This is a genomic window from Streptomyces sp. NPDC026575 (genome assembly GCF_055567415.1).
In genome coordinates, this window is record NZ_JBVHQM010000025.1 from 37,812 (window position 1) to 57,884 (window position 20,073).

General features: G+C 74.0%; 18 protein-coding genes. 8 read left to right on the forward strand and 10 right to left on the reverse strand.

Annotation, left to right across the window (positions count from 1 at the left end):
- Nucleotides 1-94 precede the first annotated feature (94 nt).
- The 4 genes from ACZ4NB_RS29385 to asnB all read right to left on the reverse strand — a co-directional run bounded on the left by ACZ4NB_RS29385 (nt 95) and on the right by asnB (nt 4,422).
- Nucleotides 95-1,057 carry a pirin family protein gene (locus ACZ4NB_RS29385; RefSeq protein WP_467666072.1) on the reverse strand — a complete coding sequence of 321 codons (963 nt, stop codon included), beginning with the start codon at nt 1,055-1,057 and terminating at the stop codon, nt 95-97.
- A 69-nt stretch (nt 1,058-1,126) separates the two neighbouring features.
- On the reverse strand, nt 1,127-1,903 hold the full coding sequence (gene ddaH / locus ACZ4NB_RS29390) for a dimethylargininase (RefSeq protein ID WP_467666073.1): 777 nt from the start codon (nt 1,901-1,903) through the stop codon (nt 1,127-1,129).
- A gap of 64 nt (nt 1,904-1,967) precedes the next feature.
- Complete coding sequence (locus tag ACZ4NB_RS29395) at nt 1,968-2,363, reverse strand: GntR family transcriptional regulator (protein WP_393494761.1); 396 nt, start codon at nt 2,361-2,363, stop codon at nt 1,968-1,970.
- Between the two features lie 208 nt (nt 2,364-2,571).
- Nucleotides 2,572-4,422 carry an asparagine synthase (glutamine-hydrolyzing) gene (gene asnB / locus ACZ4NB_RS29400; protein ID WP_467666074.1) on the reverse strand — a complete coding sequence of 617 codons (1,851 nt, stop codon included), beginning with the start codon at nt 4,420-4,422 and terminating at the stop codon, nt 2,572-2,574.
- Nucleotides 4,423-4,647: 225 nt separating this feature from the next.
- On the opposite strand from asnB, the gene ACZ4NB_RS29405 reads away from it, so the two are divergent.
- A complete protein-coding gene (locus tag ACZ4NB_RS29405; RefSeq protein ID WP_467666075.1) occupies nt 4,648-5,577 on the forward strand; it encodes a GNAT family N-acetyltransferase in 930 nt (309 codons plus the stop codon).
- Nucleotides 5,578-5,587: 10 nt separating this feature from the next.
- Here ACZ4NB_RS29405 and ACZ4NB_RS29410 read toward each other — a convergent pair whose 3' ends face one another.
- Nucleotides 5,588-6,328, reverse strand: coding sequence for a class I SAM-dependent methyltransferase (locus ACZ4NB_RS29410; protein ID WP_467666076.1), 741 nt, complete (start codon nt 6,326-6,328; stop codon nt 5,588-5,590).
- 319 nt (nt 6,329-6,647) lie between these two features.
- Between ACZ4NB_RS29410 and ACZ4NB_RS29415 the strand changes: the two genes are divergently transcribed.
- The gene (locus ACZ4NB_RS29415) at nt 6,648-7,103 is read left to right on the forward strand and encodes a hypothetical protein (RefSeq protein ID WP_467666077.1); all 456 of its coding nucleotides are present in this window, start codon (nt 6,648-6,650) and stop codon (nt 7,101-7,103) included.
- A gap of 524 nt (nt 7,104-7,627) precedes the next feature.
- A complete protein-coding gene (locus ACZ4NB_RS29420) occupies nt 7,628-8,641 on the forward strand; it encodes a lytic polysaccharide monooxygenase auxiliary activity family 9 protein (protein WP_467666078.1) in 1,014 nt (337 codons plus the stop codon).
- Nucleotides 8,642-8,719: 78 nt separating this feature from the next.
- Here ACZ4NB_RS29420 and ACZ4NB_RS29425 read toward each other — a convergent pair whose 3' ends face one another.
- Complete coding sequence (locus ACZ4NB_RS29425; protein WP_399144429.1) at nt 8,720-9,187, reverse strand: Lrp/AsnC family transcriptional regulator; 468 nt, start codon at nt 9,185-9,187, stop codon at nt 8,720-8,722.
- Nucleotides 9,188-9,267: 80 nt separating this feature from the next.
- Here ACZ4NB_RS29425 and ACZ4NB_RS29430 point away from each other — a divergent pair, with 80 nt between their 5' ends.
- Entirely contained in the window at nt 9,268-10,551 is a 1,284-nt protein-coding gene (locus ACZ4NB_RS29430; RefSeq protein WP_467666079.1) for an APC family permease, read from the forward strand.
- 66 nt (nt 10,552-10,617) lie between these two features.
- On the opposite strand, the gene ACZ4NB_RS29435 is transcribed toward ACZ4NB_RS29430, so the two are convergent.
- Complete coding sequence (locus ACZ4NB_RS29435) at nt 10,618-11,100, reverse strand: SRPBCC family protein (protein WP_467666080.1); 483 nt, start codon at nt 11,098-11,100, stop codon at nt 10,618-10,620.
- Between the two features lie 143 nt (nt 11,101-11,243).
- Here ACZ4NB_RS29435 and ACZ4NB_RS29440 point away from each other — a divergent pair, with 143 nt between their 5' ends.
- Nucleotides 11,244-11,828: a TetR/AcrR family transcriptional regulator gene (locus ACZ4NB_RS29440; protein WP_467666081.1), complete on the forward strand. Its 585-nt coding sequence runs from the start codon at nt 11,244-11,246 to the stop codon at nt 11,826-11,828.
- A 58-nt stretch (nt 11,829-11,886) separates the two neighbouring features.
- On the opposite strand, the gene ACZ4NB_RS29445 is transcribed toward ACZ4NB_RS29440, so the two are convergent.
- Nucleotides 11,887-12,789 (reverse strand): esterase/lipase family protein, encoded by a 903-nt coding sequence (locus tag ACZ4NB_RS29445; protein ID WP_467666082.1) that lies wholly within the window; start codon nt 12,787-12,789, stop codon nt 11,887-11,889.
- A gap of 306 nt (nt 12,790-13,095) precedes the next feature.
- On the opposite strand from ACZ4NB_RS29445, the gene ACZ4NB_RS29450 reads away from it, so the two are divergent.
- Nucleotides 13,096-13,743: a pyridoxamine 5'-phosphate oxidase family protein gene (locus tag ACZ4NB_RS29450; RefSeq protein ID WP_467666083.1), complete on the forward strand. Its 648-nt coding sequence runs from the start codon at nt 13,096-13,098 to the stop codon at nt 13,741-13,743.
- Here ACZ4NB_RS29450 and ACZ4NB_RS29455 read toward each other — a convergent pair.
- Both ACZ4NB_RS29455 and ACZ4NB_RS29460 read right to left on the reverse strand, forming a co-directional pair.
- Nucleotides 13,734-14,795, reverse strand: a complete 1,062-nt coding sequence (locus ACZ4NB_RS29455) for a DNA polymerase Y family protein (protein ID WP_467666084.1) — start codon at nt 14,793-14,795, stop codon at nt 13,734-13,736. The genes ACZ4NB_RS29450 and ACZ4NB_RS29455 overlap by 10 nt on opposite strands.
- Nucleotides 14,792-18,337 carry a DNA polymerase III subunit alpha gene (locus ACZ4NB_RS29460; protein ID WP_467666085.1) on the reverse strand — a complete coding sequence of 1,182 codons (3,546 nt, stop codon included), beginning with the start codon at nt 18,335-18,337 and terminating at the stop codon, nt 14,792-14,794. The genes ACZ4NB_RS29455 and ACZ4NB_RS29460 overlap by 4 nt, the downstream gene beginning before the upstream one ends.
- A gap of 222 nt (nt 18,338-18,559) precedes the next feature.
- Here ACZ4NB_RS29460 and ACZ4NB_RS29465 point away from each other — a divergent pair, with 222 nt between their 5' ends.
- Nucleotides 18,560-19,624: a DUF3533 domain-containing protein gene (locus ACZ4NB_RS29465; protein WP_467666086.1), complete on the forward strand. Its 1,065-nt coding sequence runs from the start codon at nt 18,560-18,562 to the stop codon at nt 19,622-19,624.
- The gene (locus ACZ4NB_RS29470) at nt 19,621-19,944 is read left to right on the forward strand and encodes a nuclear transport factor 2 family protein (RefSeq protein WP_467666087.1); all 324 of its coding nucleotides are present in this window, start codon (nt 19,621-19,623) and stop codon (nt 19,942-19,944) included. Before ACZ4NB_RS29465 ends, ACZ4NB_RS29470 begins: the two co-directional genes overlap by 4 nt.
- The last annotated feature ends 129 nt before the right edge of the window (nt 19,945-20,073 follow it).

Below are 20,073 nucleotides of genomic sequence, written 5' to 3' on the forward strand. Positions count from 1 at the left end.
TGCCGGGAGAAGCGACCGTCGGACTTCCGCGATTCGTGGAGAGTTCAACTGCCCAAAATCCGCAATGGGTTGAACTCCCGGGACTCCTGCCGGATCAGCGCGTCCGCCCCCGCGGCTTGAGGGGGCCGGGCGGAAGCTCCGGGGCGGACAGCCGGTCGCCGTCGTAGCCGAGGACCTCGCCGAAGCGGGTGCCGGAGGACCAGTCGTCGCGGGCCCGGGCGATGTCCTCGTGGGAACGTCCCACGAAGTTCCACCACATGACGATCTCCTCTTCGAACGGCTCCCCGCCCAGGAGCAGCAGACCGCTGTCGGAATGGGCGCGCAGCGGGAGTTCGCGGCGGCCGCAGCCGAGGTAGAGGAGGGCGCCGGGGGCCAGCCGGACGCCGTCGACCTCGGTCTCGCCGGAGATGGTCAGGGCCGCGTACTCGAAGTCGGGGTCGAGGGGCAGCCGGGCCTCGGTGCCGGCGGTGAGCGTCAGGTCGGCGCCGACCAGCGGGGAGTAGGCGGTGCCGGGCGAGGAGGCGCCGTCCAGTTCGCCGAGGATCACGGTGGCGGCCAGGCCGCCGCCTCCGGTGATCAGCGGGAGGTCGGTGTGGTGCTCGAAGTGCGGGGCGGTGTCGCGGTGGGCGCCGGGCAGGGCGACCCAGAGCTGGGCGCCGTGCAACAGGGGGCCGTGGCCGTGCGGGGACTCCTCGGAGTGGGCGATGGCCCGGCCGGACGTCATCAGGCCCAGTTCGCGCGGGCGTACGGTCTGCAGGCTGCCGAGGCTGTCGCGGTGCAGCACCTCGCCGTCGTGCAGCCAGCTGACGGTCTGCAGGCCCATGTGCGGATGCGGCGGCACCTGCATTCCGGGCTGGTCGACGATGTCGTCCGGCCCGTAGTGGTCGACGAAGCACCAGGCGCCGACCATCCGCCGGCCGAGGTTGGGCAGCAGCCTGCGCACGACGGTGGACTCGCCGAGCGGCACCTGCTTGCCGGGCTGGAGGTCGCGCACCGGGCCCGTGCGGCCGGTGCCGCCGCACAGGCTGGGCGAGGGTCTGAGGTCGAGGTTGCTCATGGCGTCACGATAGGCGCGGCGGGGTGCGCGGCCGGGAAAGGCGCACGCGCCGCCCGGCCCGACGGCCCGTCATTCATACAGCTCGCGCAGCCGAACGGACAGGCAGGTGACACAGCCCTCCAGCTTCTCGAACTCGCCGATGTCCACGACGACGGGCCGGTAGCCGAGGTCGGCGAGGAGCGCCTCGCTCTTGGGCGCGCCGGCCGCCATCAGCAGCCTGCCGCCGCCGAGCAGCACGACATGGGCGCCGGACGCCTCGGGGACGGGAAGGAAGCGGGGGAAGACGGACGGGTCGTCGACCAGGGGCGGATAGCCGATCACGGTGCCGTCCGGCAGTGCGGTCACCGCGGATTTCAGGTGCAGTACGCGGGTCACCGGCACGGCGACCACGCGGGCGCCCAACGGCTCGAAGGCTGCGCGGAGTTGGCGTACACCCTCGGCGTTGGTGCGGCCGCCGCGGCCGACGTAGACGGTGTCGCCGACCTTCAGCACGTCGCCGCCGTCCAGGGTGCCGGGCGAGCGGATCTCGTTGACGGAGCAGCCCAGCGCCTCGACGGCCGCGCGGGCGTCCGGCACCTCGGATCGGCGCTGGTCGGCGCCGGGGCGGGCGAGCAGGGCGACATTGCGGAACATGACCATGGTGTCCTCGACGAAGACCGCGTCGGGGCAGTCGTCGGCGGGGGCCACCTCGGTGGTCCGCCAGCCGTGGTCGCGCAGCGTCTGGACGTAGGACTCCCACTGGCGCAGGGCGAGCGCGGGATCGACCGGGCGCCGGTCGATGTGGGTGACCAGGCCGTCGGCGAGGCGGGGGCCGGGGCGGCGGACGAGGGCCTGTTTACCGGGCATACGGCTCCGTTCGGATGCGGGGCGGGCGGGGCGCCGGGCCGGAGGGCGGGTCCGGCGAGGGCGGTCAGGCGCCGGCGCCGTACGTGGCGCGCAGCGCGTTCTCGACGGCGGTGAGGGCGGCGCGGTGGTCCAGGCCGAGCCGCTGGGCGCGGCGGGCGTAGCTCTCGGCGGCCGCGGCGGCCTCGCGGTCCGCGGCCTCGCCGGCGGCGGCGATGAAGCTGCCGTTGCGGCCGCGGGTCTCGATCACGCCGTCGGTCTCCAGGGCGCGGTATGCCTTGGCGACGGTGTTGGCGGCCAGGCCCAGGTCTTCGGCGAGGCCGCGGACGGTGGGGAGTTTGTAGCCGACCGGCAGTCCGCCGTCCCTGGCCCGGTCCGCGATCTGGGTGCGTACCTGCTCGAACGGCGCGACGGCGGAGGCCGGGTCGATGGTGATGACGAGGGTCGAGACCTGCGGGGACACGGGGCGCTCCTGGTACTGGTGGTGTGGCGGACGGGTGCGGGGCCACGTCCCGGGGAGCCCGGATGCGCGGCGCGCTCGTACCCGTTGGTGCGCGTGTTTGTCTCATTCATTGTGCGCCAGGAGCGCCGGGCGTGCCGGGAGGTTCCAGGGCCTGTCGCTTTGTGGACACGCCGTGCGGGCTGTCCGTCGGGGCGGGGTCGGAGCGGTCCTAAAGCCGGAGAGTGGTACCGGTCGTGCGCAGCCAGGCGTTCATGCCGAGGGCCAGTTCGGCCGCGGAGCGGATGTCGCCGGTCGCGCCGTCCGCGGTGGCCTCGGCGAGGGCGCCGGTGTCCAGCAGCGGGCGGACCGGGGCGTCGCGGTCGGCGGCCAGGTCCTTCAGCTCGGCACGCAGCGCCTCGGCGTAGCGCGGGTCCTGGGTGCTGGGGTACGGGCTCTTGACGCGGTCGGCGACCAGGTCGGGCAGCACGTCGCGGGTGGCGGCGCGCAGCAGCGACTTCTCCCGGCCGTCGAAGGTCTTCATCGACCAGGGGGTGTTGAAGACGTACTCGACGAGGCGGTGGTCGCAGAAGGGGACCCGGACCTCCAGGCCGACGGCCATGCTGGCCCGGTCCTTGCGGTCGAGCAGGACCTGGACGAAGCGGGTCAGGTGCAGATAGCTGATCTCGCGCATCCGGCGCTGCAGGCCGGTGTCGCCGTCGAGGTAGGGGACTTCGGCGAGCGCCTCGCGGTAGCGGCGCGCCTGGTATCCGGGCAGGTCGATCTTGTCGAGCAGGCCGGGGGCGAGCAGCGCCTCGCGGGCCGTGTCGCCACCGGCGAAGCGGCTGCCGATACCCGCCGCGATCCAGGGGAAGGTGTCGGCGTGGACGGCCGCGGGGTCGTGGAACCAGCGGTAGCCGCCGAAGACCTCGTCCGCGGACTCGCCGGACAGGGCGACCGTGGACTGCTCGCGGACGGCCCGGAACAGCAGGTACAGCGAGGTGTCGCCGTCGCCGAAGCCGTTGGGCAGATCGCGGGCGGCGAGCACCGCGGCGCGGTGGCCGGGGTCCATCAGGGCGGCGGTGTCCAGGACGATGTCGCGGTGATCGGAGCCGACGTGCTCGGCCAGGGCGTGGGCGTACGGCCCGTCGGGCGTGCCGCGCAGGTCGTCGGGCCGGAAGTGCTCGGTGTAGCCGGCGAAGTCCACGGCGAACGAGCGCACCGGGCCGCTGCCTTGGGCGGCCAGCTCGCCGGCGGCGAGCGCGGTGATGACGGAGGAGTCCAGGCCGCCGGAGAGCAGGGTGCACAGCGGCACATCGGCGATCAGCTGGCGGGCGACGATGTCGTCGAGCAGCTCGCGGACGTGCGCGACGGTGGTGTCGAGGCTGTCGGTGTGCTCGCGGGCCTCCAGGGCCCAGTAGCGCTTGACGGTCAGCCCGCCGCGGCCGACCCGGACGAGATGGCCCGGGCGGACCTCGTACATGCCCTGGTAGACGGCGTGCCCCGGCGTCTTGGTGAAGCCGATCAGCTCGGCGAGGCCCTCGGCGTCGACGGTGGGGCGCACGGCGGGGTGGGCGAGGATCGCCTTGGGCTCGGAGCCGAAGAGCACCCCGTCCGGGGTGGGGTGGTAGTAGAGCGGCTTGATGCCCATCCGGTCGCGGATCAGCAGCAGTTCCTCGGTGCGGGGGTCCCAGAGCGCGAAGGCGTACATCCCGTTGAGGCGCTCGGCGCACGCCTCGCCCCACTGGAGGTAGGCGTGCAGCACCACTTCGGTGTCGCTGTCGGTGCGGAAGGAGTGGCCCAGCCGCGCCAGCTCGGCGCGCAGTTCGCGGTAGTTGTAGACCTCGCCGCTGTACGTCGTGACGACCAGGGTGCGGCCGTCGTGCTCGGCGGTCATGGGCTGTGCGCCGCCGTCGATGTCGATGACGGCGAGCCGGCGGTGGCCGAACGCGGCGTGCCGGGCGAACCAGCTGCCGGCCGCGTCGGGGCCGCGGCAGGCCATGGTCGCGGTCATCGCCTCCAGCGTCCGCCGCTGGGTGGTCAGGTCGTTGTCGTAGGAGATCCATCCGGTGATTCCGCACATGTTCGCGGCTCCCTCCATACGTGGGCGGCGGGTCGGCCTCGTCCCGGCGGCGGCCCGCTCGATCACCGTACGCCCAGATAGATGCATCGGCCACTTATGTTCGGCCGGGTCCGTCCGGAACGAGCCACCCCGCTTACCGCAGTGCGGAAAAGCGGAGGCAAACCGCGCCCCGGCCACCGGAAAAGGAGCGGCAAAACGGAGCTTCGGCGCGTACCGTCCGCCTCCATGACGCTTACCGTGCGCGACTTCCGCCCCGCCGACGCCAAGGCCGTCGCCGATCTGCGACGGGCCTGCGCGCCCTATCTGCTCAGCACCCCGCAGGGCGTCGCCCGGGAGGTCTCCACCGCCTGCGCGGCGCAGCGTCTGCGGCTGTTCGTCGCCGAGCTGGATGGCCGGATCGCCGGCGCGGTCCGCGCGGCGCTGCTGCCGGGCGGCGGCCTCCCGGGCCGGGCCGCGGCGACCCCGCACGTCCACCCCGGCCACCGCGGCCGGGGCGCGGGCCGGGCCCTGCTGGCCGCCGCCGAGGAGCATCTCGCGGCGGCGGGCGCCGAACGCCTCGTCGCCCGCGCGGTCGACGAACCCGGCGCGCACTCCTTCGCCCGGCGCCACGGCTACCGCCGCCTCCGCCCGGCCCGCCACCTGCGCCTCGACCTCGCGACGGCCGGGCCGCCACCGCTCCCGGCCGCCCTGCCGGCCGGCGTCCGGCTGCTCACCGGCGCGGACCTGGAGGCCGACCCGCGCCCCCTGTACGCGGCGTACACCGAGGCCGCCGCGGACGAGCCGGGCGATACCGCGAGCGGGACGCCGGCCTACGAGGACTGGCTGCGGCACACCTGGGAGCACCCGCATATCGACCTGGACCTCACCTCGGTGGTGACCGTCGACGGCGAGATCGCCTCCTTCAGCCTGGCGGCGACCGACGGCCTGGGCCGCTGCGCCTGCGCGATGACCGGCACCCGCCGGGCCTTCCGCGGCCGGGGCCTGGCCCGCCTGGCCAAGACCGCCTCCCTCCAGCGCGCCCGCGACCACGGCTGCACCGAGGCGTTCACCGGCAACGACGCCGCCGACACCCCGATCCTCACGGTCAACCGGCGCCTCGGCTACCGCCCGTTCGCCGAGGAGTGGCGGTACGTACGGCAGGTGCGGCGGGGCTGAGGCCGCCGGCTCACGGGGCGCCGGGCACGCTCGCGCGCACCGGGGCCGCGAGGTCGGCTATCAGGGCGTACCGCTCGTCATGGACCTCCTTGCCCCACAGCGCCGGGTCGCCCGAGAGCTCCGCCAGCTCGATGCGCGCCGCCAAGGGCCTTATCAGCAGCGCCAGTTCGGCGGCGGCAAGGCCGATCGGGTCGGCCTCGCCCCAGCGGCCCTCCACCAGCACCAGCCGCCCGCCGGGCCGCAGCAGACCGGCCCACCGGCGCAGCGCGGCCGCCGGATCGGGCAGCGCCCACAGGACATGGCGCACCAGGACGGCACCGAACCTCCGCTCCCCCACGGGTGGTTCGGCGGCGTCACCGGTCAGCAGGACGGCGTCCCGCCCCGCGAGCTTGGCGCGGGCCCGCTCGATCATGCGGGGCGAGCGGTCGACGCCCGTGACGCGATGGCCCTGCTCTGCGGCGAGCAGGGCCAGGCTTCCGGTGCCGCACCCCAGGTCCAGCAGGTCGACGGGCCCGGCCGGCAGCCAGGACCGCAGCCGGGCTGCCCAGGCGGCGCGGACGGCCCGGTCGCGCAGGCCGTGATCGGGCTCGTCGTCGAAGGTGTCCGCGGCCGCCTCCCAGTAGGCGGCGGCGACGACCGGAAGGGGCGAATGCGCCGCGCACGAGGGGGCGTTGAAGGGCTGCTCGGCGGTCCGGCCGCAGGGGCGGCCGGTGGTCCGCGCGGGCTCGTCGGCGGGGGCGTGGGTGGTCATGCCCCGATGATGCCGGGCACCACTGACAACGGCCGGCGCCGCGGCGCCCACCGCCCCGATGCCCGCTGCCTCCCCGCCCGTCTGTGGCCCCGCTCAGCGGTGTCTTGAGCAGCCACTTTGGCGTGAGCCTGGAAGATCATGACACCAACGTCGTGCTGTACCGGGCAGGTCCACAGACTGCCCGACGCGCCGGAAGCCTACGGTGCCGTGATCACTCGCGCCGAAGCAGCTCCAGCCCAAAGCCGCTACGCCGACCGCGTGGTCGACGAACGGCGTGGGTAACCACCACTGGACGACTGGCAGATGCCTGGGGGGCTCGATGGCTGACGATGTCGAAGTGCTGCTTCAGATGTACCGAGAGCAGCATGACCAGGCTCGACAGCTCGAAACCCAGCGAGCCACCCTCACCAACTTGATCATTGTCATTGCCTCTGCCGCCCTGGGATTCACTGCTCAACACGGCCTCGAAATGATCATGCTGGTCGTCACGCTGCCGCTGGTCGGCCTAGGGGTCTACGGAGTGCTCGCGTGTCTCAAGTACCACGAACGCTCCGTCCTGCATCACAGAGCGGCTCGCCTGTTCAGCTCTCGCATCGAGGATCGCCTACCGTCACTCCTCATCGACGACGGCTGGGCAGAGCTGCACGCACAACAGCGTCTTCGCTTCCCAAAGGTCTTCAAGGTGCGTCTCTATGCTCTGTGGATCGCGCTACATGTCGGCGTCGCAGCAAGTGGCGCCGCCCTCTCGCTGGTCATCTTCGCGCATGGCCGGTGACTACGACCGCGCCCGGCCGGGGCCGTGTGGGGGTCGTCGAACGATGCTCGACGACGACCGACGCCGACAATCACCGACAGCCGAGTCGCAGGTGGGTCTGCGCAAGAAGAAGATCGCATCCGTCCTCCGGCAACGCGCCTCATAGAGGGTCCAGCGGCCGGTACGACCGTCAGCGACCGATCCGGATAGAGCTACGGGTCGGAAGGCCGACGGCACATCCGGGCGGACCCTCCCGGACGGTCACGGACCGACAGGGGGGCAACTCCAGCTCAGGAAGCCCGCTTTGGGCGCCCCTTCCTGTGCCCCCGCTTAGCCGCTCCTTAAGCCCACCATAAAGATCCGCAGGATCGGCCTTCGGGCCTCAAGTCCGCTGTTCAGCGGGGCTAGCGTGCTTCTCGCAAGGCGGCGTTGCCAGTCGTCGGCGCCGCACTCCGGGGGACGGCGCGGGCGCGTGCATCCCGACCCCCCACCACATCGCCGCCCCTTGCCCCCTCTCGACGCAACTGATGAAGGAGACCCCCACGATGACCGCTCGTCGCAAGGCCACCGGGATCGCGCTGGTCGGTATCGCCCCCCTCGCGCTCACCGTGCTGACCGCGAGCCCGGCGGCCGCGCACGGCTCGATGTCGGATCCGGTCAGCCGGGTCTTCGCCTGCTACGCAGAGGGGCCGGAGAGCCCGCGGTCCGCGGCGTGCAAGGCCGCCGTGCAGGTGGGTGGGGCGCAGGCGTTCTACGACTGGAACGGGGTCCGGGACGGCAACGCCGGCGGCAAGTCGAAGGAGAAGATCCCCGACGGCAAGCTCTGCAGCGGCGGCGACGCCGCGTTCAAGGGCCTGGACCTGCCGCGCGCCGACTGGCCGTCCTCCAAGATGCGGGCCGGCAAGCACACGTTCCACTACAAGGCCACCGCCCCGCACAAGGGCTCCTTCGAGCTGTACATCACCAAGGCCGGCTACGACCCGACCAAGCCGCTGAAGTGGTCGGACCTGGAGGCGAAGCCCTTCGCGAAGGTGACCGACCCGACGCTGACCAACGGGGAGTACGTCTTCGACGGAAAGGTGCCGGCGCGGTCCGGGCGCCATCTGATCTACAGCATCTGGCAGCGGTCGGACAGCCCCGAGGCGTTCTACACCTGCTCGGACGTGGTCTTCGGGAAGAGCGCGGGCGGCTCCGCTGCGGCCCCCGCGCCGACCGCCTCCGCGCCGACGGACACCCAGATCGCGGCGGGCGCCGAGAAGGCGTCGGCGGATCTGCGCCGGCACAGCCACATGGGGGGCGGCACGGGCGGTCACGGCGAGGCGGCACCGCAGGCCGGCGCCGACCGGCCGGCGCTCGCCGGTGACACCGACGCCGCGCACCACGGCAACGCCGCGCGGCCCGAGGGCGGCGCCAAGCCGCTCGCCGGGCAGCACCTGGCCGAGACCGGTGGTGACAGCTCGACCGCCCCGATAGCCGTCGCCGGCGCGGCCGTGCTGGCCGCGGGCGCCGGGGTGCTGTTCGCCACCTCCCGCCGCCGGGCCGCCCGCCACCGCGGCTGACCCGGTCTCCGTACCCCGGTACCGCCCCCTCCGGGGAAGCGACGCCGTCCCTGCTGGACCAGGGGCGGCGTCGCGCCGTTACGGTCCGTCCTGGGGCAGCGGCTCGATGATGTCGTTGGCGACGTGCTGGTAGATGAAGGAGCTGCGGCAGTCGACGACTTCGCGGCGCTTGAAGACCTGGTCCATCAGGAGCGTGTGCAGCCGGTCGACGTCCGGGACGGCGACATGGACCAGGAAGTCGTCGCCGCCCGCGACGACATAGACGCTGAGCACCTCGGGCAGCGAGGTCAGGAAGGTCTTGAAGCGCTCGATGACCTCGCGGTTCATGGGGCGGATGCGGATGGTCAGCAGCGCCTGTACGGGGCGGTTGAGGGCGCGCAGGTCCACCCTGGCGCGATAGCCGGTGATCACGCCGCGGGCGCGCAGCGCACGGACCCGCTCCAGGCAGGTGGAGGGCGCGATGTTGAGCATGCGGGCCAGCTCGCGGTTGGTCTGCCGTGCATCGCGCTGCAGTTCGCGGACAATCGCCGAATCAATGTCGTCCATGGGGACCATGGTGGCGCACCTGCCGAATTTAGTTCGACAGGAGGCCATAAAGATCAGCCAGACGGTTACCTTCTGCGACTGTGACCGTACAAGAAACATCCCTTGCCGCTCCTGAACGGGCGGATATACGGCGGCTGGGCATCGGCAGCGGTACCGCGCTGTGCGCCGGCGCGGTGCTCGGCCCCGGAGTCCTGACCCTGCCGTCCCTCGCCGCCGCCGCGGCCGGCCCCGCCTCGATCCTGGCCTGGGTGGTGCTGCTGGCGATGTGTGTGCCGGTGGCCGCCTCCTTCGCGGCGCTCGGCGCGCGGTTCCCCGACGGCGGGGGCGTGGCCACGTATGTGCACCGGGCGATCGGGCCGCGGGCCGCGGCCGTGGTGGGGTGGTGGTTCTACGGTGCGGTGCCGATCGGCGTGGTCTCGGCTGCCTGGATCGGCGGGAAGTACGTGGCCGACGCGGTCGGTTGGGGGGAGGCGGGCGCGTATGCCGTCGCCGGTGCGGTGCTGGCGGGGGCGCTGGTCTCCAACGCGGTCGGGCTGCGGATGTCGGGCCGGGTCCAGCTGCTGCTCGGCGGGCTGCTGGCGGCGGTGCTGCTGTGCGCGGTGCTGACGTGCGCGCCGCAGGTGTCCGCCGCGCACTTCGCGCCGTTCCTGCCCGGCGGCTGGGCGTCGGTCGGGTCGGCGGCCTCGGTGCTGTTCTTCGCGTTCGCCGGCTGGGAGGCGGCCAGCCATCTGTCCGGCGAGTTCGCCGATCCGCGGCGGGATCTGCCACGGGTGACGCGCCGTACGCTCCTGGTCATCACCGTGCTCTACCTGGGGCTCGCGGTGGTCACGATCGGTGTGCTGGGCCCGGCGGCGGCCGACACCGACACCCCGCTGACCGAACTGCTGGCCCGGAGCATGGGCTCCGCCGCCCGCCCGGTGGCCGCCGCGGCCGCGCTCTTCCTGACCTTCGGGGCGGTCAACTCGTACCTGGCCGGGGCCTCCCGGCTCGGTGCGGCGCTCGGCCGGGACGGTGCGGCGCCGCGCCTGCTGGCCAAGGGCGGTGCGCCGGGCGAGGTGCCGCGGCGCTCGCTCGCGGTACTGGGCGGGACGGCCGTGGCGGTGGGGGTGGCGGCCGGGTTCGGCGGGGCCGACCTGGACCTGCTGATGAGGGCCACCGCCACCTGCCTGGCGGCGGTGACCCTCGCCGGCCTGGCCGCCGCGCTGGTGCTGCTCCCGCGCCGCACTCCCCTGTGGTGCGGCGTGGTGGCGAGCTCGCTGCTGACCGCGGCGGTACTGGCCTTCTCCGGATGGCTGCTGGTGATCCCGGCCGTTCTCGCCTGCGCCGCCTGCGGTTTTCTGACGCTCCGCCGGGGCCTGCGGTAGGGCCGGCGGGCCGGGCGGTCCCGCCGCCGCGCCGGGGCCCACCGGCGGTCCCGCGCGGCGGCGGGGTCAGCGGCTCAGACGGCGCAGCAGGCGGGTGTAGCCGTTCCAGCGGGCGGGCCGGGCGACGGTGCCCGTGCAGGCCCGCTCGGCGCCGTCCAGGCTGTCCTCCAGGACCGCGTCGTGGAAGTGCCGGTAGGCCAGCGGCCAGGTGAGCCGGGCGAGGCCGCGGGCGCGCATGGCGAGGGTGTGGCGCAGCAGGGTGCGGTCCGGTGCGAGCGGATGGACGGTGTACTCGTGGAAGCCGTCGAAGCCGCTCGGCCCGCTGAAGGCGAAGCGCACCCACCGGCCCGGTACGTACGCCGCCACGGTGTAGCGGACCGGGCCGTGGCCGCCGGCCACCCCTGGCGCCAGCGGCCCGTCGAGCCGCATCGGGGGCCAGTCGCGGCGCGGCCAGAGGCGGTCGCCGTCGCCGGACAGGCCGTCGATCAGCAGACCGGCCTCGACCGCGGGCACCGGCAGCTCCCGCTCGTGCACGTTGTAGACGCCCATGGCGCAGACCTTTCCGATCTCCCCGTCCGCCGTTCCGGCACCGCGCGGCATCGGCACGCCGCGCCGCCGCGTTCCCGCGAGAGGTTTCAGAGAGACCTTTCTAGAGACTGTCCTCCAATATAGTGGAGAGTACCCTCTAGAACATGGCCAGGCCATCCCGTTTCGAGACCCCGCAGCTGCTCGACGCCGCCGTGTCGCTGGCGGCCGAGTCCGGACCCGCGGGCGTGACCATGTCCGCGGTCGCGGCGGCCGTCGGCGCGCCCAGCGGCTCGCTCTACCACCGCTTCGCCGGCCGCTCGGCGCTGCTGGCCGAGGTGTGGCTGCGGACGGTCGAGGGCTTCCAGGAGGGGTACTTCAAGGCCCTGGAGTCGTCGAACGACCCGCGCGCCGGGGGCCGGGCGGCCGCCCGGCACGTCGTGGCGTGGAGCCGCACCCACCCGCGGGAGGCCGCGCTGCTGCTGTACGGCGCCCATGAGTTCGGGCGGGACGACTGGTCGGACGAGCATCTGCGGCGCGCGAACGAGGGAAACATGCGGGTGCGGGCCTCTTTGGCGGCGCTCGCGGGCGCCCTGGGCGTCCACGGCACCGAGAGCCTGGACCGGGTGTCGCTCGCGGTCGTCGACGCACCGCTGTCGCTGGTGCGCCGCCATCTGCGCGGCGGAACGCCGCTGCCGCCGCACGCCGAGGAGCTGGCGGAGGAGTGCGCCGAGGCGCTGCTGAACTTCTGACATCGCTTCCGGCGCCGCCGGAGAGGACGGCCCGGCCCGCGGGCCGGGCCGGCTCCGGTCAGCCGGAGAGGCAGGTGGTCGGGGTGGCGTGCGCCGGGTCGAGGGCGTTGGCCGTCTCGTGGAAGGCGAGGCGGTCGGCGAGCCCGATGGCCAGATGCTCGGACAGATCGATCGGACACAGGTCCTGGAGCAGGACGTTGTGCACGTCGGGGCCGTCGAGGAAGCCGCTCCGGTAGGGCGTGACGACCTCGTCGTACTTCGTGGCGATCACGGTGTAGTGCACCCCGGGGACGGTGTCGCCGCCCTCGTTGAGGCGGTTGAGGGTGTCGGAGCCGACGATCTGGTCGGTCAGACCGGGGGTCAGCCCTTCGAGGTGGTCCTTGGCACCGGGGAACTGGTCCAGCAGCCGGGTCAGGCCGTCCAGGTCGGTGCCGTGGTTGTCGGGAGCCAGCCCGACCAGCGCGTTCACCTTCTTCGCGCCACCGTGGAACTTCAGGTACACCCGGGGCATCATGCCGCCCTGCGAGTGGCCGACCAGATCGGTCTTGCTCGCCCCGGTGGCGGCCAGCACCCGGTCGACGTACGAGGCGAGCTGCCCGGCGGAGGCGTCCACGGGACCGAGGCCGTGGAAGAGCGGGACGCCGGGCAGCTGGCCGTAGTCCAGGGAGAAGACGCAGTAGCCGCGGGCCACCAAGTAGGGCGCGAGGCCGAGCCAGTTGTCGACGGAGTTGCCGAACGTGCCGTGGACCAGGATCACCGGCCGGGGATGGGCGGCGGAGGGCTTGCAGGAGTAGTTGTTCCAGCCGCTGCTGACGGCCATTCGGGAGGGGTCGGGCGAAGCGTCTCCGGCCGGGGTGGCGGCGGGCGACGGGCGGGCGGCAGCGGCCGGCGCGGTGGTGACGCCGAGGGCCAGGGCGAGGGCGGGGAGGAGGGTGAGCGTCCGCGACCAGCGCAGCTTCATACGATGCTCCTTGCGGGGTGAGGGGACTCCGAAGTGCTCCGTGAGCCGTTCACCTGCGATCCGGATCGCAAGGGCCAACGCAGTTGACTGGCAAGTAAGTTACGGCCGAGTAAGCAGGGTGTGCCAGCGGTGTGACGGTGAAGGAAACGGCACGCAATCTTCACTGTATGGGCAGATCTCCCGACACCGGCCTTCCGCGCACACCGTGTCCCGTACCTCACTCCCCTGCCGCGGCGGCGCGACTGTCAGTGCCGTCGCCTACAGTCGGTGATGCCTTGACCAAGAAGTCGACGAGGGGGTTCGCAGATGGAGACCGCACAGGCGGCGGATCTGACCGGGATCGAGGAGGTCTCGTCGGAGGCGGAACTGCGCGCGCTGATCGGCGAGCCCACGCCCCATGCCGCCAACAAGACCCGCCACCGGCTGCACGACCTCGACCGCGAGTGGCTGGCGCGCTCACCGTTCTGCATGATGGCCACCGCGGACGCGCGGGGCTGGTGCGACGTCTCACCCAAGGGCGACCCCGCGGGCTTCACCCATGTCCTGGACGACACCACCCTGGTGATCCCGGACCGCCCCGGCAACAAGCGCGCGGACGGCTTCTTGAACATCCTCGCCAATCCCCGGGTCGGGCTGAACTACCTCGTTCCGGGGCGCGGTGACACCCTGCGCATCAACGGCCGCGCCCGGCTGCTGCGGGACGCCCCGTTCTTCGACGCACTGACGGTCAAGGGCCACCGCCCGCGGCTGGCGCTGCTGGTGGAGGTGGAGGAGGTCTTCTACCACTGCGCCAAGGCCCTGCTGCGCTCGGAGCTGTGGAAGCCGGAGACCTGGCAGCCGGACGCGCTGCCCTCGCGGGCCCGGATCGTCCGGAGCCTTGAGGACCAGGAGAGGTCCATGGAGGAGCTGATGGAGCATTACGGCCCGCGGTATGCGGAGCGGCTCTACGGCTGAGGCCCGCGGCGGGCTCCGCCGAGGGTGGCAGCGGGCCGTACGGCCCCGGTGCCGAAGCGCGCCCTGGCCCGGTCGACGGCCGCCTCGATGCGGTGCGCCTTGTCGTCGGACGGGTCGAAGGTCAGCTGCCGCGAGGCGAGTTCGGCGCGGCAGAGGTCCTCGGCGCGCAGCGCCACGGACCGCACCCGGGCCCGCTGCAGCCCGAGCGCGGTGTGCAGCGCGTAGGCCGCCTCGGTCAGCGCGGGCCCGTGAGCGGTCGGCTCGTCCAGCCGCCGGGTGCGGGTCGTCGTGGAGCGGTCGGCGTAGCGGACGGTGAGGGTGAGCGCGCGGGCCACCTGCCCGCTCGCGCGCATCCGGGCCCCGAGGCCGTCGGCGAGCGAGAGCAGCGCCCGGCGGCGCCTGTCCGGGTCCAGCTCGTCGTGGACGAAGCGGTGTTCGGCGCCCATCGAGCGGGCCGCGGCATTGGGCGCGACCGGTGTCGGGTCGATACCGCGGGCCCGTTCGTACACCATCCGGCCGGTCTTCGCGCCGAGGATCCGCCGCAGGGTCGCGGGCGGTGCGGCGGCGATCCGGCCGACGCTGTCGAGCCCGTACGCGGACAGGGTGCGCGCGGTCGCCGGGCCGACGCCGAGCAGCGCCGACGCCGGGCGGCGGTCGAGGAAGGCCGCGACGGCCGCGGGGTCGTCGGGGACGACCCGGATCTGCCCGGGCGCCGCCCCCTGGGCCGCCATCCGGGCGAGCAGCGGGTTGGCGGCGACCCCGATCGTGCAGCGCACACCGTGCCAGACCAGCGCGCGCAGCCGGATCAGCTCGGCGATCCCCGCCGCGTCCCGCTCGAAGTAGCGCAGCGCACCGCGGACGTCCGCCAGTGCGGCGTCCGGAGGCAGCGCCTCGATCATCGGCGTGAACTGCGCCAGCAGTGCCAGCAGCCGCTCGAACTCCGCGGCGCCGACGGGGGTGTCGCCGGCGGCCCTGAACCGTACATGGAGCAGTCCCGGCGGCCGCGCGGCGCCGGCCGCTCCGGTCGAGCCGGTGCCTGCACCGGGGGTCATCCCGCGCTCCCCGGGCTGGAGTGCCACAACTTGCGGCCGGTGGCGGCGCGTTCGCCCGGGGGCTGGAGGTCGGCCCAGGGGTGCAGCTCGTAGCCGGTCTCCAGCCGGATGGTGCGGCCCGGGGCGCCGACCGCCTCGGTCTCCTTGCCGGGTGCTCCGCCGGCGCCCTCGTCCGCCCCGGTCTCCGAGGACGCCTCCGCCCGGACGGGGCCCGGGGGACGGTCCGGCCCCTCGGCGAGCCGGGCGGTGACCGCCTCCAGGCCGCCCTCGCGGCGGAGTTCGGCCAGCTCGGCGAGGTTCCAGGCGGCCGCGCCGACCACGCTGAGGCTGCGCGGCCCGCGCCGCTGGACCGTGCCCCGCACCAGCAGCAGCCAGGAGTGGAAGACGGTGTGTGCGCAGGTCTCGTGGCTGTCCTCGAAGAAGGCGCAGTCGACCAGCCCCGTGCTGTCGTCGAGGGTGGTGAAGATGACCCGGCGGCCGGAGCGGATCGGCGGTGTCTGGGTGGCCGCCTTGGCGCCGGCCACCAGCACCGTCTCGCCGTGCCCGGCGCTTCGCAGCAGCCGGGCCGGCAGCGCGCCCAGCTCCGCGAGGAACTCCTGGTGGTCGGCCATCAGATGGCGGGAGGCGTCCATCCCCAGGACGCCCAGCTCGGCGCTGAGCCGTTCGACGTCGCCGAGGTCGGGCAGCCCCACCGGCTGGACCGGATCGGCCCCCTCCTGCTCCGTGTGCAGCGTCAGCTGGCCGCCGGACGTCTGCCGCCCGTGAGGGTGCAGCTCGGCGACGTACAGCAGCAGATCGCGGCGGTTGGCGCCGAAGGCGTCCAACGCGCCCACCCGGGCGAGGCGTTCGGCCACCGGGCGGGACGGCCGGGCCCGCTGCCACAGGTCCTGCAGGGAGCGGTAGGGCGCTCCGGCCGCGATCCGGTGCGCCTCGGCCTCACTCATGCCGTGGACGTCGCCGAGGGCGAGCCGCAGCCCCCAGACGCCGCGGGAACCCCTCGCATCGGACACCAGTTCGATCCGATGGGCGACCGCCGACCGGTTCACGTCCAGCGGCAGCACCGGCACCCCGCGCCGCCGGGCGTCCGCCAGCAGCAGCCGCTTGGGGTACATCCCCGGGTCGTGGGTGAGCAGCCCGGCGTAGAAGGCCGCGGGGTGGTGCGCCTTGAGCCAGGCGGACTGGTAGGTGGGCACCGCGAAGGCCACCGCATGCGCCTTGCAGAAGCCGTACGAACCGAATGCCTCGACGATCTCCCAGGTGCGGGCGATCACCTCGGGGGCGTACCCGCGCCGCTCGGCGCACCGGGCGAACCAGGCGCTCACCCGGCCCCGCAGCTCCGGATCCGACAGCGCGCGCCGCTTCTCGTCCGCCTCGTCCCGCGCGCAGCCCGTCATGATCCGCAGCACCTCGATGATCTGCTCATGGAAGACCACCACCCCGTAGGTCTCGCGCAGCGGTTCCTCCAGGTCGGGGTGCGGATAGCGGACCGGCTCGCGGCCGTGCCGGGCCGCGATGAAGGGTCGCACCATGTCGGCGGCGACCGGCCCCGGCCGGAACAGGGAGATGTCGACGACCAGGTCGTGGAAGGTGGCCGGCTGCAGCCGGCCGATCAGATCGCGCTGGCCCGGCGACTCGATCTGGAAGCAGCCGAGGGTCTCGGTCGAGCGGATCAGGTCGTAGGTGGCCGGGTCGCCGGGCGGCACCTGCGCGGGGTCGTCGAGATCGAGCCGGCGGCCCGTGGCCCGGCCGATCTCGGCGACCGCGTGCGCCATCGCGGACTGCATCCGCACGCCCAGCACATCGAGCTTGAGCAGCCCCATCTCCTCCACGTCGTCCTTGTCGAACTGCGACATCGCAAAGCCCTCGCCGCTGGTGGGCACGACGGGCGTACGGTCCAGCAGCGTGGCGTCGGAGAGCAGCACCCCGCACGGGTGCATGGCGATCCCGCGCGGCAGCGCGTCCAGCGCCTCGACCAGCCGCCACAGCCGTTCGGTGCCGGCCTCCCGCACCCCGCGCAGCTCCGGCAGCTCGGCCAGCGCCGCCCGGGCGTCGCGGGCGCGGATGTGCGGGAATGCCTTGGCGAGCCGGTCCACCCGCGCCGGGTCCATGCCCAGGGCGGTGCCCACGTCCCGTACGGCGTGCCGTACGCGGTAGGTCTCGGGCATCGAGACCGTCGCGACCCGCTCCGCGCCGAAGCGGTCGAAGATCGCGCGGTAGACCTCCAGCCGGCGGGCGGACTCCACGTCGATGTCGATGTCCGGCAGCGCCGCCCGCCGTTCGGACAGGAAGCGCTCCATCAGCAGCCCGTGCGCGACCGGGTCGGCGTGTGCGATGCCCAGGAGGTGGTTGACCAGGGATCCGGCACCCGACCCGCGGGCCGCGACCCGGATGCCCCGCTCCCGTATGTCGTCCACGACCTGGGCGACCGTCAGGAAGTACGAGGGGTAGCCGAGCCGTTCGATCGTGCGCAGTTCGTCGTGCAGCCGCGCCCAGCGCCCGCGGTCGCGGTCGTAGCCGCGCAGCACCATGCCGGCGGCGCAGCGCGAGCGCAGCACTCGGGCGGCGGTGCGGTGCTCCGCGCCGACCAGCCGGGGCTCGGGGAAGTGGATCCGGCCGAGCCCGATGTCGTCCTGCGGATCCACCAGGCACTCGCCCGCGGTCTCCTCGGTCATGGTCAGCAGGCGGTGCGCCAGACCGCGCCGGAAGCCGGCCGCCTCGGCGATCCGCTCGGCGGTGCGGCTCATCGCGGCGGTGTCCTTGAGCCAGCGCTCGCCGCCGTCCCATGTCTCGGGGCGGTGCGGGTCGACCGGCATCAGGCGGCGGGCGGAGTCCAGGACGTCGGCGACCGGGCCCTGGCCGGGGTCGGCGTAGCGGACCGCGTTGGTCAGCACGGCGCAGACGCCCTGGTCGACGGCGAAGCCGAGGGTGCGCGCGGCCAGCCGCGGGGAGCCGGGGCCGCTGCCGGACCGGCCGTGGTCGACGACCTCCAGGCGCAGCGCCCGGCCGTACAGCTCCCGCCAGGGGGCGAGGAGCCGGGCGGCGCGGTCCGGGCGGCCGGCGGCCAGCGCCCGGCCGACCTCGGAGTCCGGGCCCAGCAGCACGGTCAGTCCGGCCGGGGCGGCCTCCAGGGCGCTCCAGGGGAGGACGGGCTGCTCGGCCCGGTCCGCGTGGGCGGCCGAGACCAGCCGGCACAGGGCGGCCCAGCCGGCCGCCCCGTCGCGGGCCAGGAAGACGGCGCGGGCGGCGGACTCGTCGAGGAAGGCGCCGCCGCGCACCGGGGTGCGCCGCCGCGCGGTGGCCGGGCCGGCCGCGGGGTCCGGCGCCCGCTCCGCCACGGCGAGTTCGCTGCCGAACAGCGGGCGGACACCGGCCCCGGCGGCGGCCTTGGCGAAGCGTACGGCGCCGGAGAGCCCGTCCCGGTCGGTCAGCGCGAGGGCGTCCATACCGCGCTCGGCGGCGCGCTCGGCGAGCCGCTCCGGATGGGAGGCGCCGTAGCGCAGGGAGAACCCCGAAGCGGTGTGCAGATGCGTGAACCCGGGCATCCGCACCTCCTGCACCTCATCCGCCCCCCGGCCGACCCTGTGTCCCTCGTTCCTCCTCTCCACCATAACCCGGGCATCGAACATTCGTACGAACGCCACGCCGGGGCCGCCCCTCGCCGTCCGCCGATCAGCCCCACCCGGTCTGCACACCCCCGCCGCTCACCGCAAGATAAGTGAGCAAAAGCCTCATAACGGCGGCACAGGTGTGGCGAGGAGCGACGCATGCCCACGACGGAGGACGGCATCCGCACCACCTTCCTCGGGGAGGTGAGGAGCGCGGTGACACCGCACGCCTCGCTGCTGGTGCTCGGCGTCCTGGGCCTGATGATCGCGTTCATCGCGTCCTACGCCGGCGCCTTCCACCAGCCCAAGCCGGTCGACGTGCCGTTCGCCGTGGTCGCTCCCCCGCCCGCCGCCGGACAGCTGGTGCACAAGCTGGACCGGCTGCCCGGCTCGCCGCTGGACCCGCGCCCGGCGGCGTCCGAACGCACGGCGCGGCGCCAGATCGAGGACCGGACGATCGACGGCGCGCTGATCGTCGACCCGCGCGGCAGCACCGACCGGCTCCTGGTGGCGAGCGGCGGCGGCGCCTCCCTCTCCCAGGCGGTCGAGATGGTCGTCGGCGCGGCCGAGAAGGCCGAGCGGCGCACCGTGCGCACGGTGGACGTGGTCCCCGCCGACCGGCGCGACGCCCGCAGCCTGTCGTCCTTCTACCTCGTCGTCGGCTGGTGCGTCGGCGGCTACCTGTGCGCCGCGATCCTCGCGATCAGCTCCGGGGCGCGCCCCTCCAACGGGCACCGGGCGGTCATCCGGCTGACCGCGCTGGCCGTGTACGCGATCGCCGCCGGGCTGGCCGGCACGATCGTCGTCGGGCCCGTCCTGGGCGCCCTGCCCGGCACCTTCTTCGGGTTGTGGGGCCTGGGGGCCCTGGTCGTCTTCGCGGTCGGCGCCACCACCCTGGCCTGCCAGGCCCTGCTGGGCATCATCGGCATCGGCCTGGCGATCCTGCTGATCGTCATCCTCGGCAACCCGAGCGCGGGCGGCGCCTACCCCTACCCCCTGCTGCCCCCGTTCTGGCGGGCCATCGGCCCCGCCCTCCCCCCGGGCGCGGGCACCTGGACGGCGCGTTCGCTCGCCTACTTCCGCGGCGAGGCGGTGACCTGCCCGCTGCTGGTGCTCTCCGCCTGGGCGGTGGCCGGCACCGCGCTCACCCTGATCCTCTCCGTCCTCCGCAAGCCCGACCGGAAGCCCGCACAGCCCTCCCCGGACCAAGGAGCAGCGCCATGACCATCCCCGCCGACCAGCTGTCCGACCCCGCGGTGCGCGCCCTGGTCACCGCCCTCAACAGCAACGACGAGCAGGCGTTCTTCGCCGCGCTCACCCCCGACGCCACGATGTCCGACGACGGCTCCGACCGCGATCTGCGGCAGTGGTCCGACCGGGAGATCTTCGGGTCGCGCGGGCACATGGACGTGGAGTCGGAGTCGGACGGCGGGCGGTCCCTGGTGGCGAACTACCGCAACGACACCTGGGGGGCGATGCGTACGCGCTGGTCGTTCACGGTGTCGGACGGCAAGGTGAGCCGGTTCGAGACCGGGCAGGCCTGAGGGCGGGCGCGGGCGGGCGCGGGCGGGCGGCGCCGGACGGGCGGGCACGGGCGGTCGGCGCCTGCCGGACGGGTGCGTCGCCCCCGGATCGAGGGCGGGTGAGGCGGCACCGGCCGAGGGGGTAAGCCG

Bases quoted from the DNA above. Each gene is read 5' to 3' on its own strand.
- ACZ4NB_RS29470 (WP_467666087.1), top strand. From the start codon at position 19,621: ATGACCATCCCCGCCGACCAGCTGTCCGACCCCGCGGTGCGCGCCCTG.
- ACZ4NB_RS29450 (WP_467666083.1), top strand. From the start codon at position 13,096: ATGGAGACCGCACAGGCGGCGGATCTGACCGGGATCGAGGAGGTCTCG.
- ACZ4NB_RS29425 (WP_399144429.1), bottom strand. From the start codon at position 9,187: ATGGACGACATTGATTCGGCGATTGTCCGCGAACTGCAGCGCGATGCA.
- ACZ4NB_RS29410 (WP_467666076.1), bottom strand. From the start codon at position 6,328: ATGACCACCCACGCCCCCGCCGACGAGCCCGCGCGGACCACCGGCCGC.
- asnB (WP_467666074.1), bottom strand. From the start codon at position 4,422: ATGTGCGGAATCACCGGATGGATCTCCTACGACAACGACCTGACCACC.
- ACZ4NB_RS29440 (WP_467666081.1), top strand. From the start codon at position 11,244: ATGGCCAGGCCATCCCGTTTCGAGACCCCGCAGCTGCTCGACGCCGCC.
- ACZ4NB_RS29435 (WP_467666080.1), bottom strand. From the start codon at position 11,100: ATGGGCGTCTACAACGTGCACGAGCGGGAGCTGCCGGTGCCCGCGGTC.
- ACZ4NB_RS29385 (WP_467666072.1), bottom strand. From the start codon at position 1,057: ATGAGCAACCTCGACCTCAGACCCTCGCCCAGCCTGTGCGGCGGCACC.
- ACZ4NB_RS29420 (WP_467666078.1), top strand. From the start codon at position 7,628: ATGACCGCTCGTCGCAAGGCCACCGGGATCGCGCTGGTCGGTATCGCC.
- ACZ4NB_RS29415 (WP_467666077.1), top strand. From the start codon at position 6,648: ATGGCTGACGATGTCGAAGTGCTGCTTCAGATGTACCGAGAGCAGCAT.
- ddaH (WP_467666073.1), bottom strand. From the start codon at position 1,903: ATGCCCGGTAAACAGGCCCTCGTCCGCCGCCCCGGCCCCCGCCTCGCC.
- ACZ4NB_RS29460 (WP_467666085.1), bottom strand. From the start codon at position 18,337: ATGCCCGGGTTCACGCATCTGCACACCGCTTCGGGGTTCTCCCTGCGC.
- ACZ4NB_RS29445 (WP_467666082.1), bottom strand. From the start codon at position 12,789: ATGAAGCTGCGCTGGTCGCGGACGCTCACCCTCCTCCCCGCCCTCGCC.
- ACZ4NB_RS29455 (WP_467666084.1), bottom strand. From the start codon at position 14,795: ATGACCCCCGGTGCAGGCACCGGCTCGACCGGAGCGGCCGGCGCCGCG.
- ACZ4NB_RS29465 (WP_467666086.1), top strand. From the start codon at position 18,560: ATGCCCACGACGGAGGACGGCATCCGCACCACCTTCCTCGGGGAGGTG.
- ACZ4NB_RS29405 (WP_467666075.1), top strand. From the start codon at position 4,648: ATGACGCTTACCGTGCGCGACTTCCGCCCCGCCGACGCCAAGGCCGTC.